Source organism: Halosimplex carlsbadense 2-9-1, assembly GCF_000337455.1.
GTDB lineage: Archaea > Halobacteriota > Halobacteria > Halobacteriales > Haloarculaceae > Halosimplex > Halosimplex carlsbadense.
Genome location: NZ_AOIU01000048.1, coordinates 40,656 through 59,773, shown reverse-complemented (window position 1 = coordinate 59,773; position 19,118 = coordinate 40,656). Strand labels below are relative to the sequence as shown.

Annotated in this window: 24 protein-coding genes; 11 read left to right on the top strand and 13 right to left on the bottom strand. The window is 69.8% G+C overall.

Annotated elements, in window-relative coordinates:
- Positions 1-145 precede the first annotated feature (145 nt).
- The 3 genes from C475_RS21205 to C475_RS21195 all read left to right on the top strand — a co-directional run bounded on the left by C475_RS21205 (position 146) and on the right by C475_RS21195 (position 1,850).
- On the top strand, positions 146-1,096 hold the full coding sequence (locus C475_RS21205; protein WP_006885966.1) for a TIGR03557 family F420-dependent LLM class oxidoreductase: 951 nt from the start codon (positions 146-148) through the stop codon (positions 1,094-1,096).
- A 73-nt stretch (positions 1,097-1,169) separates the two neighbouring features.
- Positions 1,170-1,445, top strand: coding sequence for a HalOD1 output domain-containing protein (locus C475_RS21200; RefSeq protein WP_006885965.1), 276 nt, complete (start codon positions 1,170-1,172; stop codon positions 1,443-1,445).
- A 66-nt stretch (positions 1,446-1,511) separates the two neighbouring features.
- Entirely contained in the window at positions 1,512-1,850 is a 339-nt protein-coding gene (locus C475_RS21195; RefSeq protein WP_006885964.1) for a DUF7130 family rubredoxin-like protein, read from the top strand.
- Positions 1,851-2,059: 209 nt separating this feature from the next.
- Here C475_RS21195 and C475_RS21190 read toward each other — a convergent pair whose 3' ends face one another.
- The 3 genes from C475_RS21190 to C475_RS21180 form a co-directional block, all read right to left on the bottom strand.
- On the bottom strand, positions 2,060-2,422 hold the full coding sequence (locus C475_RS21190) for a hypothetical protein (protein WP_006885963.1): 363 nt from the start codon (positions 2,420-2,422) through the stop codon (positions 2,060-2,062).
- Between the two features lie 161 nt (positions 2,423-2,583).
- On the bottom strand, positions 2,584-3,621 hold the full coding sequence (locus C475_RS21185) for a hypothetical protein (protein ID WP_006885962.1): 1,038 nt from the start codon (positions 3,619-3,621) through the stop codon (positions 2,584-2,586).
- Between the two features lie 289 nt (positions 3,622-3,910).
- Complete coding sequence (locus C475_RS21180; protein WP_006885961.1) at positions 3,911-4,279, bottom strand: HalOD1 output domain-containing protein; 369 nt, start codon at positions 4,277-4,279, stop codon at positions 3,911-3,913.
- 384 nt (positions 4,280-4,663) lie between these two features.
- Between C475_RS21180 and C475_RS21175 the strand changes: the two genes are divergently transcribed.
- A complete protein-coding gene (locus tag C475_RS21175) occupies positions 4,664-5,080 on the top strand; it encodes a hypothetical protein (RefSeq protein ID WP_006885960.1) in 417 nt (138 codons plus the stop codon).
- A gap of 36 nt (positions 5,081-5,116) precedes the next feature.
- Here the strand turns inward: C475_RS21175 and C475_RS21170 are convergent, their stop codons facing one another.
- The 3 genes from C475_RS21170 to C475_RS21160 form a co-directional block, all read right to left on the bottom strand.
- Positions 5,117-5,761 carry a helix-turn-helix domain-containing protein gene (locus C475_RS21170; protein ID WP_006885959.1) on the bottom strand — a complete coding sequence of 215 codons (645 nt, stop codon included), beginning with the start codon at positions 5,759-5,761 and terminating at the stop codon, positions 5,117-5,119.
- A gap of 222 nt (positions 5,762-5,983) precedes the next feature.
- Complete coding sequence (locus C475_RS21165) at positions 5,984-6,631, bottom strand: hypothetical protein (RefSeq protein WP_006885958.1); 648 nt, start codon at positions 6,629-6,631, stop codon at positions 5,984-5,986.
- A gap of 247 nt (positions 6,632-6,878) precedes the next feature.
- The gene (locus C475_RS21160) at positions 6,879-7,628 is read right to left on the bottom strand and encodes a GNAT family N-acetyltransferase (RefSeq protein ID WP_006885957.1); all 750 of its coding nucleotides are present in this window, start codon (positions 7,626-7,628) and stop codon (positions 6,879-6,881) included.
- An 80-nt stretch (positions 7,629-7,708) separates the two neighbouring features.
- On the opposite strand from C475_RS21160, the gene C475_RS21155 reads away from it, so the two are divergent.
- From C475_RS21155 to C475_RS21145, 3 genes are all read left to right on the top strand, one after another.
- The gene (locus C475_RS21155) at positions 7,709-7,981 is read left to right on the top strand and encodes a hypothetical protein (RefSeq protein ID WP_006885956.1); all 273 of its coding nucleotides are present in this window, start codon (positions 7,709-7,711) and stop codon (positions 7,979-7,981) included.
- A gap of 106 nt (positions 7,982-8,087) precedes the next feature.
- Positions 8,088-8,909: a DUF2391 family protein gene (locus tag C475_RS21150; protein ID WP_006885955.1), complete on the top strand. Its 822-nt coding sequence runs from the start codon at positions 8,088-8,090 to the stop codon at positions 8,907-8,909.
- Positions 8,906-9,364: a hypothetical protein gene (locus tag C475_RS21145; RefSeq protein WP_006885954.1), complete on the top strand. Its 459-nt coding sequence runs from the start codon at positions 8,906-8,908 to the stop codon at positions 9,362-9,364. Before C475_RS21150 ends, C475_RS21145 begins: the two co-directional genes overlap by 4 nt.
- A gap of 46 nt (positions 9,365-9,410) precedes the next feature.
- On the opposite strand, the gene C475_RS25060 is transcribed toward C475_RS21145, so the two are convergent.
- On the bottom strand, positions 9,411-10,763 hold the full coding sequence (locus C475_RS25060) for a hypothetical protein (protein ID WP_006885953.1): 1,353 nt from the start codon (positions 10,761-10,763) through the stop codon (positions 9,411-9,413).
- Positions 10,764-10,921: 158 nt separating this feature from the next.
- Here C475_RS25060 and C475_RS21135 point away from each other — a divergent pair, with 158 nt between their 5' ends.
- Both C475_RS21135 and C475_RS21130 read left to right on the top strand, forming a co-directional pair.
- Positions 10,922-11,740 (top strand): mechanosensitive ion channel family protein, encoded by an 819-nt coding sequence (locus C475_RS21135; protein ID WP_049931133.1) that lies wholly within the window; start codon positions 10,922-10,924, stop codon positions 11,738-11,740.
- 82 nt (positions 11,741-11,822) lie between these two features.
- Positions 11,823-12,557 (top strand): hypothetical protein, encoded by a 735-nt coding sequence (locus C475_RS21130; RefSeq protein WP_006885950.1) that lies wholly within the window; start codon positions 11,823-11,825, stop codon positions 12,555-12,557.
- Positions 12,558-12,603: 46 nt separating this feature from the next.
- Here C475_RS21130 and C475_RS21125 read toward each other — a convergent pair whose 3' ends face one another.
- Complete coding sequence (locus tag C475_RS21125) at positions 12,604-12,945, bottom strand: DUF7553 family protein (protein ID WP_006885949.1); 342 nt, start codon at positions 12,943-12,945, stop codon at positions 12,604-12,606.
- 143 nt (positions 12,946-13,088) lie between these two features.
- Between C475_RS21125 and C475_RS21120 the strand changes: the two genes are divergently transcribed.
- Positions 13,089-13,421: a DUF7344 domain-containing protein gene (locus C475_RS21120; RefSeq protein WP_006885948.1), complete on the top strand. Its 333-nt coding sequence runs from the start codon at positions 13,089-13,091 to the stop codon at positions 13,419-13,421.
- A gap of 70 nt (positions 13,422-13,491) precedes the next feature.
- On the opposite strand, the gene C475_RS21115 is transcribed toward C475_RS21120, so the two are convergent.
- On the bottom strand, positions 13,492-14,244 hold the full coding sequence (locus C475_RS21115; RefSeq protein WP_006885947.1) for a hypothetical protein: 753 nt from the start codon (positions 14,242-14,244) through the stop codon (positions 13,492-13,494).
- A 107-nt stretch (positions 14,245-14,351) separates the two neighbouring features.
- Here C475_RS21115 and C475_RS21110 point away from each other — a divergent pair, with 107 nt between their 5' ends.
- Positions 14,352-14,591, top strand: a complete 240-nt coding sequence (locus C475_RS21110) for a hypothetical protein (protein ID WP_006885946.1) — start codon at positions 14,352-14,354, stop codon at positions 14,589-14,591.
- A gap of 184 nt (positions 14,592-14,775) precedes the next feature.
- On the opposite strand, the gene C475_RS21105 is transcribed toward C475_RS21110, so the two are convergent.
- The 4 genes from C475_RS21105 to C475_RS21090 all read right to left on the bottom strand — a co-directional run bounded on the left by C475_RS21105 (position 14,776) and on the right by C475_RS21090 (position 19,075).
- On the bottom strand, positions 14,776-16,128 hold the full coding sequence (locus tag C475_RS21105; protein WP_006885945.1) for a cation:proton antiporter: 1,353 nt from the start codon (positions 16,126-16,128) through the stop codon (positions 14,776-14,778).
- Positions 16,129-16,203: 75 nt separating this feature from the next.
- On the bottom strand, positions 16,204-17,454 hold the full coding sequence (locus C475_RS21100; RefSeq protein WP_006885944.1) for a hypothetical protein: 1,251 nt from the start codon (positions 17,452-17,454) through the stop codon (positions 16,204-16,206).
- Positions 17,455-17,525: 71 nt separating this feature from the next.
- Complete coding sequence (locus C475_RS21095; RefSeq protein WP_161625237.1) at positions 17,526-18,350, bottom strand: YihY/virulence factor BrkB family protein; 825 nt, start codon at positions 18,348-18,350, stop codon at positions 17,526-17,528.
- A gap of 179 nt (positions 18,351-18,529) precedes the next feature.
- Positions 18,530-19,075: an iron transporter gene (locus tag C475_RS21090; RefSeq protein WP_006885942.1), complete on the bottom strand. Its 546-nt coding sequence runs from the start codon at positions 19,073-19,075 to the stop codon at positions 18,530-18,532.
- Positions 19,076-19,118 lie beyond the last annotated feature (43 nt).

The following is a 19,118-nucleotide window of genomic DNA, read 5'->3' as shown; positions in this document are numbered from 1 at the left end:
TCGGACGACGCCGCTCGTCCGCCGCGCGGCGCGCTCCGGCCGCTCACTTCGTCAGCGAACACCACGTCACCGATGAATACAAGTTCTCACCGCCGACGACCGTATCGCACGCGAGCCACCCGACCGACCCCGGAGGGACAGCGCCGTGGTTGAGTTGGGGTACACGCTGTCGAGCGAGGAACACCCGCCCGACGACCTCGTCGACCACGCCGTCGGCGCCGAAGCCGCCGGCTTCGAGCACGCGCTCATATCGGACCACTACCACCCCTGGGTCGAACGCCAGGACGAAGCGCCGTTCGCCTGGAGCGTCCTCGGCGCCGTCGCCCGGGAGACCGACGACCTGCGGGTCGGGACCGGGGTCACCTGTCCGTTCCAGCGCTACCACCCGGCGGTCGTCGCTCAGGCCGGTGCGACCGTCGCCGACATGTTCGACGGCCGCTTCTTCCTCGGCGTCGGTACCGGCGAGAACCTCAACGAGCACGTCACGGGCGAGCGATGGCCGCCGTTCGACGTGCGCGCCGAGCGACTGGAGGAGAGCGTCGAGGTGATCCGCGAACTCTGGCGGGGCGAACACGTCACCGACCGCGGCGACCACGTCACCGTCGAGGACGCGAGGCTGTTCACACTGCCGGACGAGTCCCCGCCGATCTTCGTCTCCGGGACCGGTCCGAAGTCGGCCGCGATGGCCGGGGAGATCGGCGACGGCCTCGTCAGCACGGCGCCCGTCGCGGAGTTCGTCGACCGGTTCCGCGAGCGCGGCGAGGGACCGCGCTACGGCCAGTTGACCGTCTGTTACGCCGAAAGTGAGGCCGAAGCTCGCGAGACGGCGCTCGAACACTGGCCCAACGGCGCCAGCCCCGGCTCGGTCAACTGGGAGCTGCGCACGCCGAAGGACATCGAGGGCGCGCTCGGACGCGTCGACGAGGAGGTGATCGCCGAGGAGGTCGTCTGCGGGCCCGACGCCGACGACCACGTCGAGGCGATCGAGGCGTTCGTCGACGCCGGCTTCGACCACGTCTACGTCCACCAAGTCGGGCCCGACCAGACCGACTTCTTCGAGTTCTACGAGTCCGAGATACTGCCCTCGTTCGGGTAGCGGGCGGGCTCGCTGACCGTTCCGCAACCGAACGGGAAGAACAAACTTGAGCGAGGGGGAACAGACTCCGGCCATGGCAGAGGCCCCAGACGGCGACCGGATCGTCCACCGAGAGTTCGACACCGACCGGGACGACCCTGCGATCGCGGTGGCAGAAGCGGTCGCGGACCTTCGGGGAGCGGACACCAGCGACCTGTCGACGATGTACGACCAGGTCGACCACATGATCGACCACCTGTTCTCGACACCGCCCGCCAGGGACGCGCAGGTCCAGGTCGAGTTCACCTTCGAGGGCTACCGGATCACCGTCGACCAAGACGGGAGCGCGCGGTTTCTCGCGGTGGGCTGACGGCGAGTGGGGCCGACGTGAGTGGCCCGCAAACAGAGTTTTCCACGCGGGACTCCAACGGAACGTATGAGCGGACGAGGCGAGACGCCGGCGGAGGAATCGGACGGCGAAGCCACCGAGGAAGCCACGTCGCTGACGTTCGGTCAGACCCTCTACGACGAGGACGGCGAGGCGGTCGGAACCGTCCGCGGGATGGAAGAGGGCGGCGTCTTCGTCACGACCCGCGAGGGCGTCGAGGGGCTCAGCGTCGAGCACGCCCGCTCGGGCCACTCCTTCGGCGAGGCGGAGCTGATGTGGCGCTGTACCGTCTGCGGCGAGATGGGCGAGATCGACGAGGGGCTACCCGACCGGTGTCCGAACTGCGACTCCGAGAAGGAGGCCCTGATGTACTGGACGGAGGACTGATCGACCGGCCAGCCGCGACGCTCGACGCCGTTCTGTCGACACCGTTCTGGCGACCGCAAACGCCCGACAGCGGCGGCTGTCGAGGATGCTGTCCCGACGGACGAACATCTCTAGGGGGTCGGTGTACTGCCGCCGCTGTTCGGTCGGTGTCGGCAAAAGGCGGAACGGGTACGAGAGCGGACCTGTGATTCCGGGTCGAGGTGGCCGCGCTACTGACCGCCGGTGTCGTAGGGGGCACGCGAGGGACCGCCGGGGAACTGCTGGGCCTGCTGTTGCTGGGCCATCTGTCCGCCCGGACCGGTCGGGGCGCCCGGCGGCGCGCCGCCGCGGCCGGACTCGGGCGCGGGCGTCCGCTGACCCCGCCCCACTGTCCCGAGCATCTCGTCCGGGACGACGAACCGCAGTTCGGTGATCGGGACGAACCCCGTGGCGCGGCGCTCCTCCTCGTCTTCCTCCTCGTCCTCGCCGCGTGTCTCGCGGCGACCGGACTCCTGATACAGCAGGACGCCCGAATCGATCGCCTCGAAGTCGCTACACTGGATCGCCGTGCCGTCCTTACAGACAACTTGCATCGTGAAACACCACCGGCGCTTGGCCCGCGCGTCGGATAAGTATCGGCGAGCTAGCAGACCAGCCGGCGGCGGGTATCGTCGGGTTACCCCGCACGGACCCCGCGCGGCGACCGACCGGACTCGCCGTCGCGGGCGAGGCCGCCGCGGACGGCACGGTGGCGTCAGGCGTTGTCGGCCGGCGTCTCCGCCTCCCGCTCGCTCTCGCCGGCGGCCGCGGGCTGCCCTGCCGACGGCTTGCTATCGGGCGTCGGTCTGCCGGCCGCCCCTTCGGCGACCGGGCCGTCGCTGGTCGACGTCTGACCCGTCTTCGACGGCGTCTGCGGCCGCCGTGTCCGCTGTCCGACCGGAGTCGGTCCCTGAGACGGGGGTCCCGTCGGTCCCTGCTGGGCCGGCATCGACTGGGCCTGTATCTGACCGGACGGGGGCTGGCCCGGTGGCGCCTGCTGTTGGGGCGAAGCCTGTGGGGAGATCTGTTGGGGCGGCGCCTGCATCGGAGCCTGCTGGGGTGGCGCTTGCATTGGAGCCTGCTGGGGTGGCGCTTGCATTGGAGCCTGCTGGGGTGGCGCCTGCATCGGAGCCTGCTGGGGTGGCGCCTGCTGCGAAGGCGACGCTGGCATCGACATCCCCTGTGGGGGGGTCGCCTGGGCTCGCTGTTGCTGAGGCTGGGAGGACCGGGCCGGTGCCATCTGCGACCGGGCGGCCGGCGTCGCGTAGCCCGTCTGCTGGCCGTCCGTCGCGGGCGGTTCCGGATTCGGAGCTCCCTGCGGGGCCGACGCCGCGACCGCTTCCGCCGGTGTCCGGTACCCGGGCGGTGCCCCGGCTCCCGACGCATCGGTCCGCGGCCCGGGTCCATCGCCGGCGAACCCCGAGGCGAACCGCTGGGTGGATTCGAGCCCGCGTTCGCCGGCCATCTCCGCCCGCTGGATACCCCGTTCGGTCAGCTCCGAGGTGTCGCGAGCGGCGCTCTCGACGGCGTCGAGGTACGAGTCCATCGCGTCCCGGGTGAACTCGACGCTCTGTGTGCCCAGCCAGTTGCCCATCTCCAGCCCGTCGAGGACGAGCTGAGCGGCGTTGCGCTGGAGCGCGACCGACTGCTGGAGCGGGAGCTCGACCGCCTGTTCCATCGCCCGCTGGCTGTTTTCGAGTGTGTTTCGCTGGAGTTCGATCGCTTTACTGACGAGTTGGTCTGTCTGGCTCATGGATGAACGTACTGTCGTCCGCGAGTGGTGCCGACGGCGCGCTCGGGGACTCGAAGCCGCAACGGGACCCGCGAGTGCCGTCGTCGCACTCGGGCCGACCCGCGGGCCGCCCATAAATCGGCCGCACCGTTCAGCGAACGCGCCGGGTTTCGGCGCGGCTACGCGCCGGAAACGGGATCGTTCCGAGCGACGCGACCGACGAAACGAACGGGAGCCCGAGCAGACGCGATCGGCCGGAGCCGCGGGGTAAGTGACACCTGAGACCCGAAACCGCCGGACAAGCCCGCCGCTACCGCTGGTGGCCGGGACCCTGCTGGGCCCGGGGCGGCTGGTTCGGCGGGGCGATGGCGATCTGCCCGTCGCTGTAGACGGTCACCTGATACCCCCAGATCGCGAAAGAGAGATGCCCGTCGATTCGAGGCGTTCCGTCGTCCCTGGGTTTGAACAGCTCGTCGAGCGCCTCAGGGTCGACGTGGTCGTTGAGGGTGAAGCCCGTGTCGGTCACGTCGACGCCGGTCACGTCCGAGATTGCGTGTGCAAGCGTCGTCGTCAGCTCCGCGGTCCCCCCGAAGTCGTGTTTGACGTAGTACGTCCCCGTGTCACCGACCTGCTGCCCGCGCTGGGCGGTCGGTTCGACGTACGATTGGTTGCGATACATTGGTTGTGACGGACTCACATTACCCATCGATTACTAAAAGCCTTTCTCCTCCGGGAGTTCCCGGTATACGGTGCCAAATCGGGGACGGGGAGGCGTCGAGGGGCTCTTTCGGCCGGGTTCGCGCCGCCGGTCTGACCGCGGATAAGAGACTGTTACCGGCGGTACGACCGCGTTACCGACGGCGGGCCGCAGTCGGGTCCGTCGTCGCGTCCGCGACCTCGCCCGGCGCGGCGGCGACCCGTCGAGTCCCCGGGCCGGGACCGCGGCGAGACCGGGGTCGGTTTCGCCCCCTGTATCTGCAAGCCGAACGGTATCGGGCGCCGCGGTACTCGGCGGGAACGCATGGCGACAGAGCAGTCAGCCGCGAGCTCGAAGCGAGAAGCGATGACCGACGGGGCGCGCTACGTCGTCGCCGAACTGGTGCGCGAACCGGTCAAAGACGCCGTCAGGGAAGCCCTCGAAGCGGAGGCGGTGGCCGTTCGGTCCGACGAGGGCGACGCGTCGGCGCCCTCACTCGACCGCGCGACCGAGAACTCGGAGCCCGACGACCGCGACGGCGACGATTCCGGCGGGTCGAAGATCGGCCCGGTCCTCGCGGGCGTCGCGGCAGTGGCCGGCGCCGCGTACCTCCTCCGGAAGCGCCGCTCGGACACCGAGCAGTCCACCTGGTCGGAGTTCGAAAACGAGGGGGACGACCACGGTCGAACGGACCACGGGCGGACCGAACACGTGCCCGGAGAGCCCAACGCCGGCGCCGCGGCGGCCGACGAGTCGACCGCGTCCCCTGCCTCGGACGAGTGAGTCCGCACCCGGCGCTTTCGGGTCAGGCGCCCGCGGCTACGGGCCGACGACGTTCTCGATGAGGGCGAGGTGGCCCCGGCGGAGCCGCTCGGAGAGCGCCTGGTGGGACACGTCCAGTTCGTCGGCCAGCCCCTCCAGCGTCGTCTCGCGGGGCACCTTGTAGTACCCCCGTTCGAGCGCCGTCCGGACGGTCTTGAACTGCTCGTCAGTGAGGTGGAAGCCGCCGAGTGAGGGCGCATCGTCGAGGTGGTAGATCTGGGTCACGTCGATGGCGATGTCCTGGTCCTCGCAGGCGGCGTAGGTCGAGGAGACGGCGTCGTGCTCCGGGAAGAGGACGCGGAACGTCCAGCCGTCGCTCGTCCCGCGCGCGCTGACGATGGCCCCGTCCTCCTCGACGAGGACGTGGGTGACGAACCGGACCTGGGCCGTCCAGCGCATCCGGAACAGCGAGTCGTGGTTGCGCCGGGAGACCAGCGCCACCTCGTCCGCCGACTCGTCGGCTTCGAGGGCCTCCGCGACTGCCGTCGAGTCGGCGTCGGTCGCCCACAACAGCGGGACCACCCGGTCGGTGCCGTGCGTGACCAGCCGCACCGCGTCGAACTCCACCTCCGGAACCGCCTCGAAGGTCTCCGCGAGCGCGAACTCCTCGGCCGGCAGCGTGGCTTTCACGATAGTGCTCATTCGATGTCTCCGCGTACCCCGCCGGCCCCCAATAGTATACACAGCCCACCGTTGCAAGTGCCGGGTTACGGCCGCGCAAGGGTCGGGCTACTGCCGAGTAACGTATCTAAATCTTCGCCCGGCGCTCGCAAGCGAACGACCGCGAACCGTGCCAGCATCGACCGCGAGCGGGCCGACCGCGACTCCCCCGTCGCTCGCCGTCGAGAAGCCGCGAGCGCGCCGTCACTCGTCGTCGACGACGGTGGTTCCGGAGCCGCGACCGTCGTCGCGTTCGGGCGGGCGGTCGCCGCGGTCGGGCCGCTGCAGCCGGGCGAGCGGGAAGCGGTACCGCCGCGGCGGTCGGTCGGTGGAGACCGACCGCGGATAGACCACCTCGACGACGGGCTCGTCGGCGGCGTATCCGTCGTTTCCCGGGTAGTCGGCGACGGACCGGTCGCCGTCGGCCAGCGCGACCACGTCCGCGGGTCGGCCCGGTTCGGACACCACGAGGAGCGGCGTCTCGCCGTCGCCCGCCTCGTCGACCACGAGGTCGCCCGGGGCCAGGTGGCACTCCGCGCACAGCGGCGGCGGCGAATCCGCCGCGGAGACGGCGACTCGACGGTCACACCCCGCGCAGGGGACCGCCCGTTCGGAGGGCGGCGGGACCCTGCCGAGGTTGATCTCGATCGCCACGCGGCGGACGTGCTCACAGCGGTCCTCGGCCGGCGAGTCGCCGCAGGAGCAGTTGCTCGGTGCCAGCGAGACGTAGCGGGTGCCGTCGTCGCAGTCGACCAGGTAGGCGTCGCCGAACGGCCGGACGGTCATCGCCTCCGACCACGCCCGGCGCGAGGCCTCGTCCAGTCGCGCGCCGTCGGCCCGCTCGGCCGGCACCAGCGGCGATTCGGACAGTGACGCTTGTGTGTTTCTCGAACGCGTCATAGGTGTGCGGTCGCCCGCGGTCGCCGGGGGTCGGCTCGACCGCGCTCGACCCCGTGAGTCGACCGTCATCGGGCGGTTCCGTCCTCGCTCCGTACGAGCGCCGGTCGCCTAAATCCTTCGGGGGTAAGCCGGTCTTACCGGTCGATCCCGGCCGTGAGCGACCGGCAAACGCCCGAAGCGCCACGCAGGACCGCCGCGGCTACAGGTACGAGGCGTCCCACCGGGTCGCCTTCCGGCTGTTCCCGCAGTCATTGCACTCGACGCGGCCCATCGAGTCCATCGCCGTGCTGACCGACTCGCAGTTGCTGCAGTACCAGCCGTACTTCTCCTGCAGGTCGTCCGTCCGGTAGGCGGCGTAGAACGGCGCCTCCGACCCGCGTTCGCCCTCGCTGAAGTTCACGAACAGCTCACCGGCCGGCGTCTCGACCGGTTCGACGACCAGTTCCTCGGCCGTCGCGTCGATCGCCCGCTCGTAGACGTACTCGGCGTGGTCGTCGCCGGCGACGGTCACCTCGCGTTCGTCGGCGCGGTCGAAACCGTCGGCTTCGTAGAACGACCAGCCCTCGTCGTGTTCGGCGAGGACGGTCCCGCGGAGCCGGCCGGCGCCGCGCTTCTCGAAGGTCTCCTGGATCCCGCCGAGGAGTTGCCGCGCGAGTCCCTCCTCGCGGGCGTCGGGCGCGACGTGGAGCCAGTGGATCTCGCCCACCGGCGGCTCGGCGTCGACGAGCGCCCCCTGAACGAACCCGACGACCTCGTCGCCGTCCTCGGCGACCATCCAGGCGCTCGCCTCCTCGTTCACGCCGTCGGCGACGCGCTCGCCGTCGTACCACTCGTCGACCACCTCGTCGACGATCCCCTCGTCGAGGAAGTCGTACGAGTCGCGCAGCGATGCGCGCGCCGTGTCGGCGATCCCCGCTGCATCGCTCGCTCTGGCGTCTCTGATCTCCATAGACGGAGTTGGATCGCCGACCCCGTAAACGTCGGGGCGGCCCGGGGCTTTTCCGCCGGGGACTCCAAGCGAGACCACCGATGACCGACAGCGAAAGCGCCGACGGCGACAGCGACGCGACCAGTGGCGCCCGGATGACGCTCGGGCCCGACGCGATCCTCGAAACCGAGGACGGTAACGCCCTCGACTGCCCGGCCTGCGGGACGACCGTCACGGTCATGCAGGTTATCGAGGACGGGCACTGCCCGAACTACCTCGACGAGGACGACGTCGAGGTCGACGAGAACGCCGGGCAGGTCCAGGGACCGGAGTGTACCGCCGAGCTCTCGCTCGAACTCCTCTGGGAGGACTGATCACCCGCTTCGAACGCGGTCGCACCGACGGTAAGCGGCCGCTACACCGGACATTCGCGGGGAAACGACGGATTTCATTTACCGATGGCCGTCCAAGCCGGGGGATATGGCGAACGCTGTCCTCGCGGAGTTGCGCACACAGGGCCGCGGCGTCGCCGGCGCCCTGCTGGTCGTCGGCGTCTCGATGCTGGTGACGATGGAGACGTGGTGGCTCAGCTGGCGGCTGCCCATCCTCCACCTGCTGATCTTCGCGGCCGTCGGGCTCGCGGCCGTGTTCGTCCTCGTGCGGAGCGTCGGTTTCCGCCAGCTCGACGGCGACCCGACCGAATCCACGCTCCGGGTCGTCGCCGACTTCGCCGAGCTGGTGACCCAGAGCATCGTCGCCGCGCTGGTGGTGCTGTTCGCGTTCGGCGTCGTCGAGCTGGGTGACTCCCCCTCCTCGGTGGTCCGCCTCGCGCTGGTCCAGTCGGTCCCGTTCGGCTTCGGCGCCGCGCTGGCCAACCGCCTGCTCGGCGAGACCGACGCGCCCATCGAGGAGGAGGCGTTCCCGCACAACCTGACCGTCTTCACGCTCGGCGCCGTCTTCCTCTCGCTCCCCGTGGCGCCGACCGAGGAGGTGGTCGTCATCGCTCGCAACGCCGGCTGGGCGCGCCTGGCGGCGGTTGTCGTCCTCTCGGTCGTCGTCGTCCACCTCGTCCTCCACGAGCTGGAGTTCCGCGGCCACCGCGACCGCATCGAAGGCCGGACCCACCTCCTCCAGCTGGGGACCGCGGCGACCGCCTACGCCGTCGCGCTCGTCGTCTCGGTCGTCCTGCTGCTCGGGTTCGGACAGTTCGACGGCCGCGGCCTCGGGGAGGCCGTCCAGTTGACGGTCGTCCTCGGGTTCCCCGCGGCGACCGGCGCCAGCGCCGGCGAGGTGGTCCTGTGACCGACGACGACCAGGACGACGCCCGAGACGTGAGCGACGGCCGCAGCGACAGCCCGCGCCACCCCGACACCGACGACAGCGGGGAAGCCGAGACCCCCGAGGCGGCGCAGGTCTCGACGGCCGAGCGGGTGGTGATGGTTCTCGCGCTCGCGGTCACCGTCGGCCTGTTCGGGTTCGCCGCCTGGCAGGCGTACGCCGCTGGGTCGGCGGCCGACCCCTCGGCCAGCGTGACCGGCGAACTCGATATCGACGGGAACGGGACGTACTACGGCGTGACGCTGCGCAACGACGGTGACGCCGGGCTCGTCTCGGCGACCGTCGGCGTCGCCTGCCCGTCGCCGACGCGACGGGTGACCGTCGAGAACGTGCCGGCGAACGCCCGTCGCAACGCGACCGTCCGCTGCCCCGACGGATCGTCACCGTCGGCGGAGGTCGTCTCCTGGGTCCCCGTCTGAGCCGGCCGCGACCGCTCGGAGCGCCCGGCGTCGGCGAGCCGGTCGACTACCCCTGGCGGTCGACGCCGAGGACGACCTCGTCGTCCTCGATGCGGGAGACGTGCTCCTCGTCGACGGGGTAGGTGTCGTCGTCGTCGCTCCCCCACCCCAGCGCCGTGCGGATGCGGTCGGTGATCGAGGGGTGGGGGTCGACGTACATCCGGTCGTTCTCGACGGCCGAGACCATCCCGACCTCGTCGCCGCTGGCGTTGACGACCGTCTTACCGACGTCGTCGTCGGTCGGCTCGATCCGGGCCGTCTCGCCGGCCGACCGCTCGGCGGTCGCCGGCTCCTCCGTCGCCGGTTCGTCGGCCTCCAGAGTCTCGGTATCGTCGACGCCGGCGGTCCGTTCGTCGGCCGTCGTCGACGGCCCCACTGCGAGTTCTCTGTCGTAGTCGGCGGCGTCGACGATCTCGCTCTCGACGGCCGCGTGCGAGATCGTCTCCGACGCGAGCGTCTCGGCGTCGGCGATCTCGCCCGTCACCTCGCGGCGAATCGACACCTCCTCCTCGATCGTCTGGCTGCGCAGCAGGTGGGTCTCGATGGCGTCGTCCTCGCGGAAGCGGCTCTCGACGTTGCCCTCCTCGACAGCGACCCGGGCGGTCTCCGGCGAGTCGACGAGTTCGCCCTCCAGAACGGTGCGTTCGACGCCCTCGATGTCGACGGTCTCCCGGACGGTGTCGGACTCGACCGTCTCGGTCTCCTCGACGTCGGCCTCGACGATCCGGCTCTCGATGGTGATCCGCTCGACGTTCTCCTTCGTGACCGTCCAGGCCTCGTCGATCGTGACCGCCACGTCGCAGGCGAGGTCCGAGCGCGTGCCGGTCCCGAACGTGCCGAGCGCCTCGATGCCCGCGTCGGTCGTGTCGACGCTCGTGACCTCGCAGTGCTCCACGTCACGGGTGATCAGCTCGGCGTCGACGGTGTCGGACTCGACCATCTCGCGGTCGGTGACCTCGCTCTCGACGGTCACCTCCTCGACGACGGTGTGTTCGACGACCGCCCGCTCGGTGAACTCCGACTCGATCGTCTCCCCCTCGATCAGCTCCTCCTCGACCTCCTCGGTCGTGAGCGCGGCGGTGCCGACCGCCTCGGTGCGCTCGACCACGTCCACGTCGCCCGCCGACTCGTCGTGGCGGACGACGACCATCTCGCGGTCGCGCAGTTCTCCCTCGAAGTCGCCCCAGTCCATCCGGTCGTGGTGCTCACCCATCTCGGACTCGCGGACCAGCGCCAGACGGGTCTCCCCGTCCTCCTCGTATCGGACGGGGGTCAGCTCGTGCGTGTCCCCCCAGCCGCGGATCGTGTCCGTGTCGGTCGTGATCTGGCTCTCTCGCGATGTGTCTCGGTTTCCGGACATCGGTGAGGGGTTCGCGCGGACGCCGGAAAAGGCCACAGTCAGTTCACCGACCGCCCGCCCGGTATCGGCGGCATACCGGCCGTTTGGCCGTGAGTTCCGGCTCGTGGTTGCGAGCGCAACCTGCCGACTTTCCGGTCGTGCGCCCGAACGAGCCGACGATGTCACCCAGGATAGACCAGTTCCACACCGTCGCACAGGTCGAGATCCCCCCGTTCCTCGAAGAGACCGTCGCCGGGGTCGTCGCCTTCCTGCCGCGGCTGGTCGGCGCGCTCGTCGTCCTCCTGGTTGGCTGGGCGGTCGGCACCGCGGTCGGGTCGGCGGTCCGGTCGCTGACCGACCGGATCGGCCTCGACACGATGGCCATGGACACGCCTCTGGGGCGGATCATGGGCGGGTCACGCCGGGCGGTGTCGTCGACGTTCGGCGAACTCGCGAAGTGGTTCGTCTACGCGCTGGCCATCCTGGCGGCGGCCAACGTCCTGGCGATCCAGGTGCTCTCCGAGTGGGTGACGACGGCCGTCTCGTACCTGCCCGCGTTCGTCGCCGGGTTGGCCGTGATCGTGCTCGGCTTCGTGGTCGCCGACTTCATCGGCGACGCGATCATGCGGACCCGCGCCGCCACCCAGACCGCCTACACGTCGTGGTTCGCGACGGGAACCCGGATGTTCCTGTATTTCACCGCCATCGTCATCGGCCTCGACACGATGGGGATCGACGTGGGCATCCTCTACACGTTCGCCGAGGCGTTCGCCTGGGGCCTGGCGGCCGCCGTCGCTATCGGCGCCGGCGTCGCGCTGGGCTGGGGCGGCCACTCCTACGTCGCCGAGAACATCGACCGCTGGATGGGTACGGCTCGCTCGGCGACGCCCGAACCCAGCGGCTCGGCCGCCACCGACGGCGGAACGGTGACCGACGGCGGGGCCGAAACCCCCGCACCGACCGACCTGTCCGCACTCAGGGATTGCGACGACGCCTGAGACGGCGGCGTGAGTTCCCTCCCGCCCGTCCAAGGCAGGCGCGAGCCGACGCGCCCCGGGCGCGACAGGGTGAGCCGCGGCGATGACCCAGCTCGGGCCGGTCGCGCTGCTGCCGGCGGTGCTGTCGCTCGCGCTCGCGAGCGTCCACGTCCTGACGCGGAGCGCCCCGCTCCTCGACCGCCTCTCCGAGGGAGGACTCCTCTCGTTCGGCGGCGGCGTTTCGATCGCGTACGTCTTCGTCCACGTCCTTCCGGAGATCGACGAGTTCCACGGACCGGTCGAGCGCCACCCGATGCTCCCGGTGCCGAGCGATCGAGACGTGTACCTCGTCGTGCTGATCGGGTTCGTCACCTTCTACGGCCTCGAACGGCTGGCTCGGCAGTCGGCCGCGGAGTCGGACGACGACCGCCCGACCCCCTGGGTCTTCCGCATCCACGTCGCCTCGTACGGGGCCTACAACGCCATCGCCGGCTACCTGCTCGTCCACCAGGAGACGCCCGCCGTCGAGAACCTGCTGTTGTTCGCGGTCGCGCTGGGAACCCACTTCCTGCTCAACGACGTGACGCTGGAGTCCCAGCACGAGACGGCGTACCACCGGCGGGGTCGCTGGGTGCTCGCCGCGGCCGTCCTGGCCGGCACGGCCGTGGGGTTCCTCACCGAACTCGCGCGTTCGACGCTCGGCCTCCTCTTCGCCTTCCTCGCCGGCGGGATCGTCCTCAACGTCGTCCGAGAGGAACTCCCCAGCGACCGCAGCAGCAGGTTCCTCCCGTTCGTCGCCGGCGCCGCGTTCTACACCGTCGTCCTCCTGGCGACGTGAGTCGCCGGTCGTCGCCGCGCCGAGCGCGTTCGCCCGGCGGTCGTGTTCACTCGCCGCCCTCGCGTTCGGTACCGGTCGGCGCCTCCCAGTCGGGCGCCGACTCCCGGCGGAAGGCGTCGATCTCGTCCCTCGCCGTCGAGAGGTGCGAGGCGACGAGCCCGTCGACCTCGTCCGCCAGGGACACGATCTGCCGTTCGATCGAGCCGAGTCGCTCGCCCGCCTCCGGCGCGTCGAGATTGCCGGTCGCTGCCGTGCCATCGCCGAGGGCGTCGTCGAGGCGTTCGACCCCCTGCCGGACGGAGGCGAGTTGCTCCACGACGGCCGCGTCGTCGGCGAGTGTCCTGGCCTCGTCGATGGCGTCTCTGGCCTTGGCTAACCGGTCGTGCATGCCCGAACGTAGGCGCTCGCGCCGGAAAGACCCCCGGTCTGACAGCGAGCGGTACGCTACCGACGAATCACGGCAGGTGCGGTGGTGCACGTCTATTCCTTTAGGCACGTGGCTCATGCCGATAGGGGAGAAACGTGTCATGCATGACCCACGGGGCTGACGAAACCGCAGTCGTCGACAGACGCGAGACTGAGACCAGGGACGAGCGCCTCGCGGACGCGCTAGAGGACCCGCACTGCCGCTACCTGCTGAAGTACCTCCGGGACGCCGACGAACCGGCCAGCGTGTCGGAGGTGGCGACGTACGTCGTCGCCCAGATCACCGACACGGACCCGGACGACATCTCGCCCGACGTGGCCAAGCGCGTCCAGACCTGGTTCTACCACGGGCAGTTGCCGATGCTCGACGACTACGGCGTACTCGAGTTCGACCCCGACTCCGGGACCGTCCGCCTGGCCGACGACTCGCCCGCCTGACCCCACCGTCGCTGCCGACGGGAGGCGGTCGAGCGCGACGAGCGAGGGCCGGACGCTAAGCGCCGCCTAACTAACCGCGTCCGACCACACCACCGATCCGGGCTCGGCGTACCGACCGACGGTACTCGCCCGTCATCTTACCATGAACCGACACAGTTCGAACCGCAGTGACCAGTACGACCGACGATCGAACCGATCGCGGCACCAGCAGGCCCAGCAAGGAGGCCACCAGCAGCAGGGCCACCAGCAGAATCAGCGCCACCAGCAGCAGGGCCACCAACAGCGAGGGACACGCGGTCAGCAGCAAGGCCACCAGCAGCAACAGCATGAGTTCCAGCACCACCGCCGCGGCCAGCAGCAGTTCAACCAGGTGAACCGTCAGGACCAGCAGCAACAGCACCAGCAAGGCCAGCAGCAACAGCACCAGCAACAGGGACAGCAAGCCCAGCAGCACCAGCAGAGCCACCACCAACAGGGACAGCAAGCCCAGCAGGGGCAACAGCATCGCCAGCAGCATCAGCAGGGCAGCCACCAGCAGAATCAGCGCCACCAGCAGAGCCAGCAGAGCCAGGAGAGGGGCCAGCGTCGCCAGCGCGGCATGCAGGGCGGCCAGCGGGATCAGTACGGCCAGCAGGACTACGACCAGGGGCCCTACGGGGTCCAGCAGGACTACGGCGGTCAGCAGTCCCAGCAGCACCGCGGTCAGCAACAGAATCAGTTCCGTCAGCGGAACCACGGGAGCCAGTTCCGCCAGCAGGGCCAGCAAGGGGAGCAGAACCCGCACCACCAGCAGGGCCGCCGACAGCAGCAGCGGCAACAGCACCAGCAGAGCGGAATGAACCAGCAGTCACAGCAGGGCCTGTACCAGCAGCGCCGCGAGGGCGACGACCGCCACGAGCGCCAGAGCGACCACTACAGTTCCGGGGGGCGATGACGATGGCGGACACCGTCTCCGACGACGACCAGGGCAAGCCGGTCGTCGACGACAACGGCGAGAAAGTCGGCGTCGTCTCGGACGTACGTGGCGACACGGCCTACGTCGACCCCGATCCCGGCGTGACGGACAAGGTGAGATCCCGAATGGGCTGGAGCGACGCCGACGACGACGACTACCCGCTGGCCGGCGACGAGATCGCGACGATCACCGACGACGAGATCCGCCTCTCGTAGCCGTCCGACACGCCGCCCCCGTCGCTCCGTAGAACGGTATCACCCGATTTTCCTCGGTCCACCCGCGGTCGGTCGTCCGCCTCGAGCGGCGCGAGTCGGCCGTTTCGCGTCGCAGGCGACCGCTCGCGCGAGTTCGCGGAGTGCGTCCCGTGGAGGACACGGCGGGACGGCCGGCACCGACGGTTCAGTCGGCCTCTTCCGGCGTCGTGAACCCCTCTTTGTGTTCGGTGCGCCACTCGTCGATAGAGTTCATCACCGGCGCGGCGGAGATCCCGTGGAGCGTCAGCGACGCGACGACGACGAACCCGAGGAACGCCCACAGTTCCTCTGCCGCGACGATGATCTCGGTCTCGGCGAACGACGCGGAGTTCAGGGCGTAGGCGAGGTAGAAGAACGAACCGATCCCCCGGACGCCGTAGGCGGAGATGACGAGCTGTTCCTGCCACAGCGAGTCGGCGCCGAGCATCCCGACGAGCCCCGCCAGGGGTCTGATCACGAGCAGCAGCGCCAGCCCGATCAGGACGTGTTCGATCGTCAGCGGCTGGAGGAGCCCGCCGACCAGCGTCCCCCCGAACAGGACGAGGACGGCGGCCATCAGCAGGCGCTCGACCAGCACGGCGAAGTCGTGGAGCTTCTCGTAGTACTCGTGTTCCCACTCGTAGTGGCGCAACACGAGCGCCGCGACGAACACGGCGATGAACCCGTACCCCGAGACGAGTTCGGTGGCCGCGTAGGCCAAAAGCGTCGCCGCCAGCGCCTCCGCGCCCTCCATGACCCGAGCCAGATCGGTGCTCGACGGCCTGCCGAAGATGAACCTCGCGATGACGTAGCCGACGACGACCCCGCCGACGATCCCGACGGCGATCTTGTAGACCACGTAGAAGCCGAGCCACTCCGAGAGCCACGGCCACACCGACCCGAGCGCGGCCCCCGCCGAGCCGGCCGCTCCCGTCGCCTCGAGGCTCGCGCCCGCCATGACGATCGCCAGGTACGTGAACGGGAAGGCGAGCCCGTCGTTGAGCCCCGCCTCCGAAGTGAGCGCGAACCGGATCTCCCCCTCCTGGTCGTCGGGGTCGATCTCGGCGTCGGTCTCGGCGGTCGGCGGCGTCGCCTCGACGGTCGAGGCGAGTACCGGGTCCGTCGGCGCGACGACCGCGCCCATCAACAGCGCCGCCGCGGGGTGGAGATCGAGGACTGCCCAGCCCAGCCCGGCGACCGCGAGGATCGTCAGCGGCATCGTGACCCCCAGCAGCCGCCAGGCCGGCCCCCACGCCCGCCAGTCGAACGGTCTGTCGAGTTTCAGCCCCGCGCCCATCAGCGCGATGATGACCACCAGTTCCGTCAGGTGTTCGGTCAGCGCCGGCGACTCGACCGGGTCCGGCGTCGGGGCGCCCAGCGGGAGCGAGAAGATCGCCGCTCCGGCAAGGACGTAAATGAGCGGGAACGACATCGGCTTGTCCGCGAGGATGCGTGGCAGGACGACGGCACCGAGAATCGCGATGCTCACCACGAGGAGAGCGATATCGTAGACAGCCATGCGGCATGTACGGGCTGTCGCCGAAAGGGATTTGTGCCGGCTTTGGCATGGCGGGGCGCATCCCCGCATCGCGTCTCAGTCGTTCGACGCGTCGGTTCCGGACTCGGTCGCTCCCCCGTCGACGGCTGGACGACCGTCGTCGGCGGTGCTGTCGTCGGTTGAGCCATCGGCGCCTGTAGTGTCCTCGTCACCGTCTTCGAATTCGTCGCCCTCTCGGTCGTCGGGCCTGTCGTCCCACGACTCCGGTTCGATCTCGACCTGCAGTTCGACGATGTCGTCGTGCTGGGGCTGGCGGACGAGGAACGGTCCGGCCGCCAGCGTCTTCAGCGTGATCGCGGCGACGCGGATGACGTAGGCGGTCAACACCACGTACGGCGCGAGCGACACCGTGTACGCGAACATGACGAACACCGGCAGCGACGTGAGCGGCCCGATCCGGAAGATGGGGATGATGTTCGTGTTGAGCGCGAGCAGGAGATAGGAGATGAAGACGATGACCGGCAGCGAGACGTACAGGAGGTTGCTCGACAGCCGGGCGACCTCCCGTTTGTAGTACAGCGACTGGAAGTACTCCCGACCGGTGGCGAAGAATTTCAGCGTGTCGATGAGCTCCTGCAGCGCGTCGGCCGTGTGGTCGTCGAGGTCGTCCTCGTAGCGGTTTCGGAGCCGCCGGGCCGTGTTGAGTTGCCAGGAGTAGTCGTAGTTCAATCCCGCCGAGAGCACGGTGAACGTCCCGAACCGGGCACCGTCGAGCGTCTCCGCGGCGGCCCGGGCCTCGTCGACCACCTCCTCGGCGAGCGCGTGCAGCTGGTCGCTGAACTCCTCGTCGTCGCAGTCGTCGGCCGTCCGCTGGAGCGCCCGCGCCTCCCGGTAGATCGAGTAGAGGATCACCTCCAGGAACGCCGCCGGCTGGCTCGGGCTGCCCTCGACCTCTGCCAGGGTCTCGGCTCGCCGGCGGAAATCGATGGAGGCGTCGATGCGGGACTGCTCGGTCTCGATGTCGGTGATCTCCTGGGAGAGGACGATCGAGCTGATCGACGAGACGACGGAGACGATGAGGATCGCGCCGCTCAGCAGCGTCGTGAACAGCGTCTGGAGCGTGTTCGTGTCCGAGAGCAGCCGCTGAATGTCGAACGGTCGCAGCAGCGCCAGCGCGACGAAGAGGGCGAACACGCCGCAAAGCAGTACTAACGTCACCGCCGGCCGCGCGCCGGTGAACAGGATCCACGAGACGAAGCGGTTCGTCTTGAGCCGCCGGTAGACGCTGTTGAGCCTGTCTGCCGCGGTCGCGGTGTAGCGACGCGACAGCCCGAGGAGGTCAGCCACGTCGGTCCACCTCCCGGAAGGGCGCGGGATGGCGCTCCCGGAACGAGGGGAGGTGACGCTCTCGGACCACGTCAGGTCGACGCCTCGTAGTCCGGGAGCCGGTGTCGCCCGGCGAGTACCACGTTCGTCGCCCCGCCGAGCAGGATGACCACGGACCCGAAGTAGAGCCAGGTGACCAGCAGGACGATCCCGCCCAGAACGCCGTACAGCTCGCTCGTCGAACTGAAGGAGACGTACACCTGGAACAGCGCCTGCAAGATCGTCCAGCCGACGGCGGCGACCGTCGCGCCCGGCAGCGCCCGCGTGACCGTCATCTCGACGTTCGGGAAGAAGTAGTACATCGGGAGGAATCCGAGGACGAGCCCGGTTATCAGGCCGACGAACCCGAGGATCTGGACGACCGGGATGCCGGTCTCGACGCCGGTCGAGAACGTCGGCGCGTACGCGACGACCGCGCCGACCGCGACCATCGCCAGGAACGCGACCGCCATCCCCCCGAGGACGAGCAGCCCGTCCGTGACCTGTTCGACGATGCTCACGTCGGTCTCGACCGCGTAGAGGTCCGAGAACGCGGTGTCGAGCGATCGAAACACTTTGAGCGTCGCCCACAGCAGCGCTACGCCGCTGATGATCGAGAACTGGACGCGGCTCTGGGCCTGGTCGAGCGACTGGCTGACCAGGTCCCGCGCGCTGGGCGTGAGGTACTGCTCGGTCATGGTGAGCACCTGCGCCTGGAGGGACTCCCCGCCCAGCACCGACGCGGCGACGAGCGCCAGCAGCAACAGCGGGACCAGCGACACGAACGCCGCGTACGCGATGCTCCCCGCCATGAACGGGACGTCCCGCGTTCGATACACCGACAGCAGACTCCGGAGGAACGTGACGGCTCGGCTCACCGGCCGTCTGGTCCCGAGGCTCATCCGGTAGCCACACCTCTGACGGCCGGATCGGTCCCCATCCGGGACATGCCGCGGATTGGGTCGCGACGCACTTAACGCCGTGGCCGGTACGCCCTCGTTACCGCCGGTATGGCCTGCCAACGCCGTCAACGACGGCGCCGGAGTCGGAGGTCAGCTCAGCCCTGTCCGGTCTTCACGTCGACGTCCTCGAAGGTGACCTCGACCGGTTCGCCGTAGCGGTCGCCGTTCTCCTCGTCGTGGCGGTGGAACTCCGGCGGTTCGACGCGGATCTCCAGGGAGTAGGTGCCGTCGCCGGGCAAGCGGAGGTTAGCGCCGTAGTGGTACAGCCCGGGGTGCCACAGCAGCGGGAGCGTCGCCGCCTCGACTGCTTCGCCGCCGCGGTCGCTGATCCGGACGCTCACCTCCGCACCCGGCACCATGCGTCCGTCGTCGGCGTCGGCGACGACCACCTCGACGTGGGCGTTCTCGTCGTCGGGCTCGCGCCACGCGAACTCCCCTTCGTCGACGAGTTCGTACAGCCCCTCGGCCTCCTCCTGGGCGAACCCGACCACGTAGTCACCGACCTCACGGGTCTCGCCGGTGTGGGCCACCTCCTCGATCATGTACTCGACGGCCGCCCGGTAGGCGTCGCCCGCCTCCCCCGCGAGTCGCAGCTGTCGGTCGTCGACCTCCTCGCTCGGTTGCTTGCCGTGCTGGCTCATGGACCCGAGAGTAGGTACTTCGGCCGGGAAGCCGTTCGGCCGG